Raw genomic sequence first — 12,398 nt, 5'->3', positions numbered from 1 at the left:
CAAAAGATATGGTCATTAAATTTTTTGAATATAATATACATAATAATTACCCAGGATGGCCTCCAAAATCTAAAACTATAATTAATACAATTAACCCGCATTCATTTTGTGTTGCTGTAAAAGATAAAAAGTTTAAAAATGCGTTAGTAAATTCTGATATTTTAATTCCTGATGGTATTGGTATCGTAAAGGCTATTAAGTTTTTGTCTAATAAAAAATTAAATAGGATTACTGGCGCAGACATGCATGAGCATCTAGTAAAACTAGCCAATAAAAATAATTTAAAAGTATTTTATTTAGGAGCAAGTAATAGTACTCTAGATAAAATTAAAAAAAGAATTTCTAAAGAATACCCAGCGGTTATTGTGGGTTCTTTTAGCCCAGAATATAAAAGTGAGTTTTCTGAAAAAGACAACATTATATTAAGGGAAAGAATCACAAATTTTTCACCAGATATTTTATTTATCGGAATGACGGCACCAAAACAGGAGAAATGGGTAGACTCTAACATTGATGAAATTGATGTTAGCTTTGTGGTTTCAATAGGTGCAGTTTTCGATTTTTATGCGGGCACTGTAAAAAGAGCCCCTCAATGGATGATAAATTTAAATTTAGAGTGGTTTTATAGGTTAGTACGAGAACCAAAACGACTATGGAGAAGATATTTAATTAATAACACAAAATTTATTTTTTACGTTTTAAAAAAACGAATAACCCACTAAATGTATTTAATGGATAATATTTTCACATTAAATAAAATAAAGCAGGGATTATTAATTTCTTTTGCTTTTTTTCTGCCTATTAGTCAAAAAGTTTCAACTATCAATATTGTTCTATTAGTTATTATATCAATTTTGTTTTTAAAAAAAGAGCATATTGATGCTGAAAAGGGGCTTTTGTATCCCGTTATACTTTATTTATTTTATTGTGGTTCTCTTTTTTATTCAAGTGAATTGCAATTAGGGATAATTGAACAAAAAGCTTCGTTGTTGGCATTTCCTGTAATTTTTATCCTGAATGAAAACGCTATATTTTGTTTTAGGAATATCTTAAAGTGGTTTGTTTTAGGTTGCATTCTAGCTCTCTGCTATTGTGAGTTATCAGCTTTTTTTCATTCAATTAATTTTGAAAATTTTGTTTTTGATTCTAGAATGGATAAAAGCATTAGTTTTAATAAATCATTAAGTAATGATAAAAATTATTTTTTTAGCTATCCATTTTCTATAATTCACCAAACAGTTTATTTTGCAATGTATTTGTCATTGGCGATAGCTGTATTACTCTATGAAAAAACGGTCTTTAAAAATATTTTAATTAGATATTTATTTATTGCATTTTTGAGTTTAGGTGTTCTTCAAACTTTAAACAAGGCTGCAATTTTAGTTTTAATATCAATATTATTGGTTTATTTATTTAAAATTATTAAAAATAAAAAAATTGCTTTGCTTGGAGGGCTTCTTCTAATAGTCACGGGGACTACTTTGTTTATAAAGAACCCAAGGTTTGAGAGTTTTAGAAAATCAATTTTTGAAACTAAAGACGAGATTAAAGTTAGAGATTTTAAGCAAATAAAAAATAATGATCCTAATAGAAAGAATTTTAGAGTTATGTTATGGAGTTCAGCAATTGATTTAATTCAAAAAAATCCAATTATAGGAATTGGGGCAGGGGGATCTCATAATAGATTGTATGAGGTTTTTGCAGTTAAACGACAATGGTATGATAGAAAAGAAAAGTACCATGCCCATAACCAATATTTTCAAATTCTGTTGGATGTAGGAATAATTGGATTTATTCCTTTTTTATTAATGTTTCATGCATTGATAGAAGTTTGTAGAAAAAATAATAAACTTAAGGAGATTATTATTAGTTTTATTTTAATCATAGGAGTTAACCTCTTGTTTGAGTCAATGTTCGAAAGATATTCTGGAATTTCTTTTTTTAGTTTTTTCTACTGTTTAATTATATCACAATCAATTAATAAAAAATATGAAAATTAAATCTATTTGCTGCATCGGTGCCGGTTACGTTGGAGGACCAACAATGGCCGTCATTGCACAAAAATGTCCACATATAAAAGTTACCGTTGTTGATGTTAATGCCTCGAGAGTTGCCTCCTGGAATGCTAAAGACTTAACTCAATTACCCGTTTTTGAGCCAGGTCTTGATGAAGTAGTTAAAGAAGCCCGGGGTAGAAACCTATTCTTTTCAACAGCTATTGAACAAGCCATCGACCAAGCCGATATGATTTTTATTTCGGTAAATACCCCTACCAAAACCTATGGGAAAGGCAAAGGGATGGCGGCCGATTTAAAATATATTGAGCTTTGCGCCAGGCAAATAGCTAAGGTTGCTAAGCAAGATAAAATTGTTGTTGAAAAGTCGACTCTTCCTGTACGAACAGCAGAAGCCATAAAAAACATTTTAAACAATACAGGTAATGGGGTGCAGTTTCAAATCTTATCGAATCCCGAGTTTTTAGCCGAGGGGACAGCGGTACAAGATTTATTGAATCCAGACCGGGTATTGATTGGTGGAGACACCACAAAAGAAGGCCAAGGAGCCATTCAGGCTCTAGTGGATATCTATGCACATTGGGTGCCTCAGGATCGTATTCTAACCACTAATGTGTGGTCGTCTGAATTATCGAAACTTACCGCCAATGCGTTTTTGGCACAACGGGTGTCCTCTATCAATGCCATGTCGGCCATCTGTGAACAATCAGGTGCCGATGTGAATGAAGTGGCAAAGGCCATTGGCATGGATAGTAGAATTGGCTCAAAATTTCTAAAAACTTCTGTTGGTTTTGGGGGGTCATGTTTTCAAAAGGATATTTTAAACCTTGTTTATATAGCGAAGAGTTATGGTTTAAATGAAGTTGCCGATTATTGGGAACAAGTCATCTTAATTAATGAACATCAAAAAAACAGATTTTCTGATAAAATAGTCAGTACATTATACAATACCGTTTCTGGTAAAAAAATTACATTTTTAGGATGGGCGTTTAAAAAAGACACTAATGATAGCAGAGAATCAGCGGCAATCAAGGTGGCCGATAATTTGTTAAATGAACTAGCACATTTAACCGTCTACGATCCTAAAGTAACCGAAGAGCGGATTTATGGAGATTTAGAATATTTAAATTCTCGTTCCGAAGAGGAAAACCGAGAACTACTAACCGTAGGCAAAGATCCTTATGAGGCTTGTAAAGATGCGCATGCCATTGCTGTTTTAACTGAATGGGACGAATTTACTACTTATGATTGGGAGCAAATATATGAGTCTATGAATAAGCCAGCTTTTGTATTTGATGGTCGGGGTATTTTAGATACGGAGTCCCTTGAAGCCATTGGATTTACTTGTTATACTATTGGAAAAGGTTCCAAATAGCCTATTGTCATGCAGAGTGCAACGAAGCATCTCAAAGACTAAGATTTTATAGGCAGGAAGAGATCTTCATTCGCTGCACTTCTTTTGAATGAGAGACTTTTCTTGTTATAAATAATTAAGGTGTATAATACATTATAAACACAATTTCGGAATGCAATTCCGAAATTGTGTTTATTTTTAATATCTTTACACATGGTTTTAAGAGAAGCACAGCAAGAACTATTAAATTTATCTAGGCAGTATAAGGCGATAGCCGTTGTTGGCCCAAGGCAATCAGGCAAGACAACATTAGTAAAAACGGTTTTTTCAACAAAGTCTTATGTTAGTTTGGAAAATCCAGATACGAGAAGCTTTGCTTTAGAAGATCCAAGAGGCTTTTTGGATCAATTTCCAGATGGTGCTATATTAGATGAAGTACAGCGTACACCAGAACTGTTTTCATATTTGCAACAGGTATTAGATGATAATGTAGAAGTGTCCCAATTCATTTTAACAGGCTCAAATAACTTTTTGTTACAACAAAGCATTTCCCAAAGTTTAGCGGGAAGGGTTGGTTATTTAAACTTATTGCCATTCACTTTATCAGAAATAAAGGAGGTAGCCCCTAAATCTATACATGAAAAATTATTTAAAGGATTTTATCCACCACTATATGATAAACCATTTGAAATTCAAAAATGGTTTTCAAACTATATCAGAACTTACATTGAGAGAGATGTTAGACAATTAAAGAACATCGAAAATTTAGTTGTTTTTGAAAGATTCATGAAATTATGTGCAGGAAGGGTTGGTCAGCTATTAAATAAAAGTGCCTTGGCGATTGAGGTGGGTGTCGATAGTAAGACCATAGAGTCTTGGATAGGTATACTGGAAGCAAGTTTCATTTTGTTTAGGTTATCTCCCCATCATCATAACTTTAATAAACGAGTTGTTAAAATGCCTAAGTTGTATTTTTATGACGTTGGTTTAGCTTGTGCGCTCTTGGGCGTTCAAAATGCTAATCAATTGGAGCTACACCCTTTTAAAGGAAGTTTGTTCGAAAACATGGTTGTAGTAGAACTGTTAAAACAACGCTTGAACAAAGGGGAATCAAACAATTTATATTTTTGGAGAGATAGTAAAGGCAATGAAATAGATATCGTAGTAGATAATTTTGATGTGTTTACGCCAATTGAAATTAAATCGGGAAAGACAATTACCCAAGATTATTTTAAAGGATTAAAATATTGGAATAAAATGACAGGTTTTAAAGGAGGTAAAGTAATCTATGGGGGAGAAGATTATCAAAAAAGAAGCCATGGTTTTGAAGTTATTCCTTTAAATTTGTTAGCTCAAAATACCGATAACTAAAATAAGTCTATTGAAACGTGTTTTAATAACAGGAGCTGCTGGATTTTTGGGGTCGCATTTGTGTGATAGGTTTATTACAGAAGGCTTTTATGTTATTGGAATGGACAATTACATTACTGGCGATAAAAAGAACATTAGTCACTTGTTTGACAATCCAAATTTTCAGTTTGTTGAACATGACGTCACAGAATTTGTTAAAATAGATGGAGATTTAGAATACATCCTTCATTTTGCGTCTCCTGCCAGTCCTATAGATTATTTAAAAATCCCCATTCAAACGTTGAAAGTAGGGGCTTTAGGCACTCATAACTTATTGGGTTTGGCTAAGGTAAAAAAAGCAAGAATACTTATTGCTTCTACTTCTGAAGTTTATGGCGACCCATTGATTCACCCTCAATCGGAAGATTATTATGGCAATGTGAATGCAATTGGTCCAAGAGGCGTTTATGATGAAGCTAAACGGTTTCAGGAAGCTATTACTATGGCTTATCATAGATTCCATGGATTAGAAACGAGAATTGTTAGGATATTTAACACGTATGGCCCAAGAATGCGATTAAACGATGGTAGAGTAATTCCTGCATTTATGGGACAAGCTTTAAGAGGAGAAGACCTAACTGTTTTTGGAGATGGAAAACAAACACGTTCGTTTTGTTATGTAGACGATCAAGTAGAGGGTATATATAGACTTTTGATGAGTGATTATGTCTACCCTATTAATATAGGGAATCCACACGAAATTAGTATTAGAGATTTTGCTAAAGAAATAATTAAATTAACAGGTACAAAGCAAAATGTTGTTTATAAAGGACTACCAATAGATGACCCTATGCAAAGGCAACCAGATATTACATTAGCTAAAAAAATATTAAATTGGAAGCCTAAAGTAAATCGTGATAAAGGTTTGAAAATTACGTTTGAATATTTCAAAACTTTAAGCAAAGAGGAGCTCTATAAAAGTGAGCACAAAAATTTTGAAAGTCACATAAAAAAGTAGGTTTGAGCAAATTTAAAAAAGGCAGGTATTCGGGGTATATTAAACCCATATCTTATTTAGCAGATTTGGCTATCATAAATAGTGTTGTATATCTGTTTGAAATAAACCTAATCAACGCAGCTCCTTTCCATATTTATATTTCTGTTTTATGGTTTGTGTTATCTTTCTATAATAAGTTTTATGAAGTTCACAGATTTACAAGAATAATTCAGGTTGTGGCACTTTTGCTAAAGCAAATAATCTTATTTTCTGTAATTACATATGCCTATATTGGGTTTTTTAAGCAGCCTAATATAAGTAGGCTTAATATGGGTAATTATATCCTCACTGTTTTTACGCTTTTAACTTTTTTTAAATTTTTAGTTTATTTTTTTTTGAATAGGTATAGAAGTATTTTAGGAGGAAACCTAAGAAATATTATAGTTATAGGGGATAATAAAAACACAAGGCAACTCATAAAAACTTTTGACAGAAGATCTGATTTTGGTTATGTTTTCAAGTCTAAGTTTGATGTTAAGGACAGGAATTTTTCTTTAGAGGCTTGCTATGGATATATTATTGAAAATGATATAGATGAAATATATTTTTCAGTTGCTGAATTGTCTAACAAACAAATTAATAATTTAATAGATTTTGCTGATAATAATTTAAGAGAGTTGAAGTTTATTCCTGATAATAAGGATATTTTTTCTAAAAAGTTAAAATATCAGTATTATGAATATATCCCCATACTTTCATTACGTAACATACCCCTGCAAGAGCCTATTAATAAGTTTGTAAAGCGTTCGTTTGATATATTGTTATCGTCTTTTGTTATTGTTTTTATTCTATCTTGGTTAACACCTATTTTGGCCATTTTAATCAAGTTAGAATCCAAGGGGCCTGTGTTTTTTAAACAATCTAGAAATGGTTTTAATTATGAAGAGTTTGATTGTTATAAGTTTAGATCCATGACGCCAAACAAAAACGCCCATTTGCATCAAGCAACTAAAGGAGATGCAAGAATAACCAAAATAGGATCTTTTATTCGTAAGACCAGTATAGACGAATTGCCTCAATTTTTTAATGTTCTCTTTGGAAATATGTCCGTTGTTGGTCCCAGACCGCATATGGTGACCCACACCAATAAGTATGCACAGAGTGTTGATAAATTTATGGTAAGACATTTTGTGAAACCTGGTATTACAGGTTTAGCTCAAGTAAGTGGATACCGAGGAGAAATTGAGAAGGATAAGGATATTATTAATAGGGTAAAATATGATATTTTTTATGTAGAGAACTGGTCTATATTACTAGATTTAAAAGTTATAATCCAAACACTTTTAAATGCCGTAAAAGGAGAAGAGAAAGCCTATTAGATGGTTTTAATCAACCTGTCAAACTGTAAATCGAAATCAAAATTTCTATCGGCCGCCTTTTTAATCGAATTCCGAATAATACTTAATTCTGAAATGTTAATGTTTGAAATCACATTATTTAGGTCAGTATAATTCCCGGCTTGAGCTATCCACCCTAAATTATTTTCTTTTATTATAGTTTCACCTTCTCCACCACCAAAGTAAACTGTAGGAATACCTAATTTTGAGTATTCAAAAATTTTAGAAGGAACGGAACCATAGATCCTTTTTAGCAAAGGAATGATTGTTACATCATATTCAAGGAGTACTTTATGTAGCTTACTTCTAGAAATTTCTCCATGATAATGTAAAGGGAGTTTATCATTATGTTTAATGAACCCTTCAATCTGAGAACGTTCTGCTCCATCTCCATAAATGTGAAATTCTAAATTAGAATAATCCAATTCATGACATAATTTGTATATACCTTGAGCCACGCCTAACAAACCAGCGTAAACTAATTTTATTTTATTTGTTGGATTAGGTGTTAAGCTAACCTTAGGACTGTGAATTTTAGGATAATTTCTATATAAAAAAGTCTCTTTTTCTGGAAATAAAGACTTAATATGATCAAGAATCTCATGACTTTGGCCTAAAACTAAATCAGCATTTTTATAATTGAAACGCTCTATTTTTTCAAGTAATGTATAGCCGAAATTTTTTTTGAAAGCCCCGAGTTCTAGACCGGCAATAGGCCATAAATCGCTTACGTTTAAAATAAGTTTTCTGCTTTTAGATCTTAAAAAAAAGATTGAGGTGAATGCCACCAAAAGAGGAGGTGATTGAATGATAACCGTTTTAGGAACTTTATTGAAACAAAAAAACAAAATGAGACTTATGCTATAAGAAACCATTGACAATAACCTAAGAACTTTGTTTTTTGAATTACAAGCATAAATCCACAACCTATGTAACTTTATTTCATTTTCAACCGAAAATGTTTTAAACGTTCCTCTGTAGCCTTTAAAAACTTTTCCCTTTGGGTAGTTGGGGAGTGGTGTTAAGACTGATACGTTGAAATGTCTTTTTTGAAAACCATCAGCTAAATGAAAAATTCTATTGGCGGCTGCACCAGTCTCTGGAGGATAATAATTTGTTATAATTAAAAGGTCTCTCATTATAATTGATAAATCTCAATAAGATCATTAACAATGCGTTCTGCAGCTTTACCATCCCATAATTCCGGAGTTCCTCCTTTTTTCCAATTCTCAGAAAGTAATCTATTAAAAGCTAAAGACAGTTTTTCTGAATCATTCCCTACTAATACGTTAGTTCCTATTTCACAAGTTTCAGGTCGTTCGGTAGAATCTCTTAATGTAATACATGGAATATTCATCACGGTGGTCTCTTCAGTAATACCTCCAGAATCTGTCAAGACCCCAAAGCTGTTTTTGACGAGATAATTAAATTCTAAATATCCTAAAGGATTTATAAGGTGAAGATTTTTAAACTTTAGATTTAAACCGTTTAGTATTTTTTGGGTTCTTGGATGAACCGGAAAAATAACAGGTAAATTTTTTGCAAGATCTACTACTTGAGAAATCAAACTTCTTAACTGATTCTGTTCATCTACATTACTAGGTCTATGTAATGTTATAACCAAATACTTTTTTTCTTCAAGTTTTAGAGTATCCCAAATTTCAGGTTTTTTGAATCGAGATTTATTTTTCAGTAAGGTGTCTATCATAACATTGCCTACAAAAAAAATATTGTTCTCAGGTACACCAAGCTGTTTTAAGTTTCTATTGGCATACTCTGAAGTTGTAAAAAAATAATCGGTTAAACTATCAGTGACTATTCTGTTAATTTCTTCAGGCATATTGATATCTCCAGAGCGAATACCCGCTTCAATATGGGCTACTTTAATACCGGCCTTTTTAGCTACAATAGTGCAAGCCATAGTTGAGGTAACATCACCTACTACCATTACCAAATCACATGGATTATTTTTGAGTTCTTTTTCAAAATCTATCATAATAGCGGCAGTTTGTTCTGCTTGAGTACCGCTTTTAACATCTAAATTAACATCGGGTATAGGGATGTTCAATTCGTCAAAAAAGGTATCGCTTAAATTTTTGTCGTAATGTTGTCCGGTATGAACCAACCTAAAATTAATGTTAATACCCAAAGATTTCTTGTTTTGGATAGCGCTAATAATAGGAGCAATTTTCATAAAGTTAGGGCGTGCACCAGCAACAATAGTAATGGTCATATAAATTTAATTTAAGTAGGACGAAAACTGTTTTAATTTACCACTTTTAGACCGAACTAATTGCTCCTGTCTTTCAAATCTTATGTTCAAACCTTTTTCAAGGTATTTTTCCATTTCGGCAGTCATATTATTTATTTGACTTTTGGATAAATTTTCAGGGCTAACATATAAAACTTTAAAGGTGTCTTTTTTATGTTGTTCTATTATAAACTCTTTTACATGAGTTGCTTCTTCAATAATGCTTTTTGTTACATAGTAAAACGTTAGTCCAGGTGCTTTTTTCCCACCAGGAAGCATAGCTATATCATTAGTCCTGCCAATTAACTTTTCAAGAATAGGTTTTTTAATAGTACTTGCTTTTGAAAGCACACCGGTATCCCCAATATCATATCGAATAAAAGGTTGCGATTTATTATATAATGATGTAATAACCAGTCTGCCTTCTTCTCCTAAAGGTAAGATATCGTTGTTTTTATCTAGTATTTCTACAAAAAGTGTTTCGCTATTAACTATCCATTCATTACTCTGGTTTTCAAAAGCTATTAAGTCCAGTTCTGATGCACCATATTCATTTATTATGGGGACTCCAAATTGTTTTTCCATAAGTAACCTATCTTCATCAAAAAGCATTTCAGAAGTGACCATACATACTTTTAACGAAGGACAAATGGTATTAAGTACTATGTTTTGTTTTGCTAAGAATTTAGCAAATTGAACAATAGAGCTAGTGTAGCCATTCATGTAGTCAAACCTATTAGACTTAAAAGTTTTTAACCAACCCTCTAAAGCTTTATCACTAAGGTCAAAAACATTAAACCGTATTCTATTACCAACAAAATCTTTAAGTTGTTCTTTTAGAAACCCTTTTTTATCTAATGGGATGCCATAAAAACGTGCTTGTTTTGAGGTGTTGAAATTGATACTGTGCCAACCAAACCTATCTTGTATAACAGCCCATGTTAGGGCATGACAAAACTTATCTTTTGAAAAAATAAAGGGATGCCCTGAAGCCCCAGATGTTTTATCGATGTAAACATTTTTTTTTGAAAACCTCTCTGAAAAAAGAGACTCCAATGGGTGTTGTAATTCTGCCTTAGTCATTACTGGAATACTATTCCAATCCTCAGGATTAACATCTTTAGCAAATGTCTTATAGAATCTATTATGATTTAAATGATACGAAACAATTTCCCTTTTCTGCTTTTCTAAATAAGTTAAATAGTCGTTTTCATCAATATTTTGAATATCAATTAATCGTTGTTTTGCTTTTTTTAAAGGAAAGCCTTTAAGTTTAAATGAAAAATCGAATAAGTTTACCATAAAACAAATATTTGTAAAGTAAATAAAAAATATTCGTGTATTAGAGCCATTAATTCTATTTTTGCACTCTAATAAAAACTTTTGATGCTTGCATTAAAAATCAATAATTTGTCATTCCCTTGAATACGGGAAACCAAAAATAAATACCATGAATATCTTAGTTTTAGGCTCTGGAGGAAGAGAACATACATTTGCTTGGAAAATTGCTCAAAGTCCATTATGTAATGCGTTATATGTGGCTCCTGGTAATTCTGGAACAGCCGAAGTTGCTACTAATGTTAATATAGGTGTAAACGATTTTGAAGCTATCAAAAAATTAGTTTTAGATAAGCAAATAGAACTGGTAGTTGTAGGGCCAGAAGACCCGCTAGTTAATGGTGTTCATGATTTCTTCTTGAATGATGAAGCAATTAAGCATGTTCCTGTTATAGGACCACAGAAAAAAGCAGCTGAATTAGAAGGGAGTAAAGAGTTTGCTAAGGAGTTTATGAGTCGACATAATATACCAACGGCTGCTTATGAAAGCTTTACAAAGGAAACAGTTGAACAAGGTTACGCCTTTTTAGAAACTTTAAATCCACCTTACGTTCTGAAGGCCGATGGGTTAGCAGCAGGGAAAGGGGTTGTTATTTTAAATAATTTAGACGAAGCCAAAGCTGAATTAAAGAGTATGCTGGTAGGTGCCAAATTTGGTGAAGCAAGTACTAAAGTGGTTATTGAAGAGTTTTTAGATGGAATTGAGTTGAGTTGTTTTGTTTTAACCGATGGGAGTAACTACAAAATACTACCAACCGCTAAAGATTACAAACGTATTGGTGAAGGAGATACGGGTTTAAATACTGGAGGTATGGGCGCGGTGTCACCGGTTCCATTTGCTACCAATGAGTTTTTAAGTAAAATTGAAGAGCGCGTTGTAAAGCCAACAATTGAAGGTTTTAAAAAAGACAAATTACCTTATGTTGGATTTGTATTTATTGGACTAATCAAAGTTGGGGATGACCCTAAAGTGATAGAGTACAATGTAAGAATGGGAGACCCTGAAACTGAGGTGGTATTTCCAAGACTTAAAAATGATTTGGTTGAGGTACTTCAAGCAATGGCAACAGGAACCTTAGACACCATTGATATTGAAATTGATAATCGCGCAGCAACAACCATCATGGTAGTGTCAGGAGGGTATCCTGAAGCTTATGAAAAAGGAAAGGAAATAACTGGAATTGAAACTATTAAAGAGTCCATTCCATTCCATGCGGGTGCTCAATTGAAAGATGGTAAGGTTGTGACCTCGGGCGGACGTGTTATCTCAATAACGTCTTATGGTGAAACTTACCAAGAGGCCATAAAAAAATCTTACCAAAGCATAGAAAAACTACATTTTGATAAGATGTATTATCGTAAAGATATTGGTTTCGACCTATAAAAAGGAATGCGAAGAAACCGTTTTATCTTCTTCGTTATTGTCGTTAAATATTTTTAGTTGCTTCATCCAGTAAACAATAGCAACACATAATATAATGAGAAAAATCCAAGATATCGTGTTGGCACCCCACCAGTTGTCTAATTCTAGTGCTCTTAATGCATCAAAAGGAGCAAATAGAACATTAACAAATAAATCTTGTATTGCGTAAAAGAAGTCTTTCATCTGTTTAAAATTTTTTGATTTTTGAACGTTTCAAAAAATTTGAATACATTCAGTAACTAATACAAATTTTAATCATTCTATTTTATGAAT

11 protein-coding genes are annotated in these 12,398 nt (G+C 32.3%); 7 read left to right on the top strand and 4 right to left on the bottom strand.

Annotated elements, in window-relative coordinates; all coding sequences use genetic code 11:
* Positions 1-8: 8 nt before the first annotated feature.
* The 6 genes from DFQ02_RS07100 to DFQ02_RS07075 all read left to right on the top strand — a co-directional run bounded on the left by DFQ02_RS07100 (position 9) and on the right by DFQ02_RS07075 (position 7,095).
* Positions 9-722, top strand: a complete 714-nt coding sequence (locus DFQ02_RS07100) for a WecB/TagA/CpsF family glycosyltransferase (protein ID WP_116040302.1) — start codon at positions 9-11, stop codon at positions 720-722.
* A gap of 9 nt (positions 723-731) precedes the next feature.
* Positions 732-2,000, top strand: coding sequence for an O-antigen ligase family protein (locus DFQ02_RS07095; protein ID WP_181896371.1), 1,269 nt, complete (start codon positions 732-734; stop codon positions 1,998-2,000).
* A complete protein-coding gene (locus tag DFQ02_RS07090; protein ID WP_116040300.1) occupies positions 1,990-3,390 on the top strand; it encodes a UDP-glucose 6-dehydrogenase in 1,401 nt (466 codons plus the stop codon). The genes DFQ02_RS07095 and DFQ02_RS07090 overlap by 11 nt, the downstream gene beginning before the upstream one ends.
* 192 nt (positions 3,391-3,582) lie before the next feature.
* Entirely contained in the window at positions 3,583-4,740 is a 1,158-nt protein-coding gene (locus tag DFQ02_RS07085) for an ATP-binding protein (RefSeq protein WP_116040299.1), read from the top strand.
* Between the two features lie 10 nt (positions 4,741-4,750).
* Entirely contained in the window at positions 4,751-5,737 is a 987-nt protein-coding gene (locus DFQ02_RS07080; protein ID WP_116040298.1) for a UDP-glucuronic acid decarboxylase family protein, read from the top strand.
* Positions 5,738-5,739: 2 nt separating this feature from the next.
* Complete coding sequence (locus DFQ02_RS07075) at positions 5,740-7,095, top strand: undecaprenyl-phosphate glucose phosphotransferase (RefSeq protein ID WP_116040297.1); 1,356 nt, start codon at positions 5,740-5,742, stop codon at positions 7,093-7,095.
* Here the strand turns inward: DFQ02_RS07075 and DFQ02_RS07070 are convergent.
* The 3 genes from DFQ02_RS07070 to DFQ02_RS07060 are packed head-to-tail and all read right to left on the bottom strand — an operon-like array spanning position 7,092 to position 10,666.
* Positions 7,092-8,252, bottom strand: coding sequence for a glycosyltransferase family 4 protein (locus DFQ02_RS07070; RefSeq protein ID WP_116040296.1), 1,161 nt, complete (start codon positions 8,250-8,252; stop codon positions 7,092-7,094). The genes DFQ02_RS07075 and DFQ02_RS07070 overlap by 4 nt on opposite strands.
* Complete coding sequence (gene wecB / locus DFQ02_RS07065; protein ID WP_116040295.1) at positions 8,252-9,346, bottom strand: non-hydrolyzing UDP-N-acetylglucosamine 2-epimerase; 1,095 nt, start codon at positions 9,344-9,346, stop codon at positions 8,252-8,254. Before wecB ends, DFQ02_RS07070 begins: the two co-directional genes overlap by 1 nt.
* Positions 9,347-9,352: 6 nt before the next feature.
* Positions 9,353-10,666, bottom strand: coding sequence for a phenylacetate--CoA ligase family protein (locus DFQ02_RS07060; RefSeq protein WP_116040294.1), 1,314 nt, complete (start codon positions 10,664-10,666; stop codon positions 9,353-9,355).
* 148 nt (positions 10,667-10,814) lie between these two features.
* Here DFQ02_RS07060 and purD point away from each other — a divergent pair, with 148 nt between their 5' ends.
* Complete coding sequence (gene purD / locus DFQ02_RS07055; RefSeq protein ID WP_116040293.1) at positions 10,815-12,086, top strand: phosphoribosylamine--glycine ligase; 1,272 nt, start codon at positions 10,815-10,817, stop codon at positions 12,084-12,086.
* Here the strand turns inward: purD and DFQ02_RS07050 are convergent.
* Positions 12,081-12,308 carry a DUF6341 family protein gene (locus tag DFQ02_RS07050; protein WP_116040292.1) on the bottom strand — a complete coding sequence of 76 codons (228 nt, stop codon included), beginning with the start codon at positions 12,306-12,308 and terminating at the stop codon, positions 12,081-12,083. The two genes, purD and DFQ02_RS07050, sit on opposite strands and share 6 nt — an antisense overlap.
* Between the last annotated feature and the right edge of the window lie 90 nt (positions 12,309-12,398).

It is taken from the genome of Seonamhaeicola aphaedonensis (assembly GCF_003386195.1).
GTDB lineage: Bacteria > Bacteroidota > Bacteroidia > Flavobacteriales > Flavobacteriaceae > Seonamhaeicola > Seonamhaeicola aphaedonensis.
This window is presented reverse-complemented; position numbering and strand designations above follow the sequence as displayed.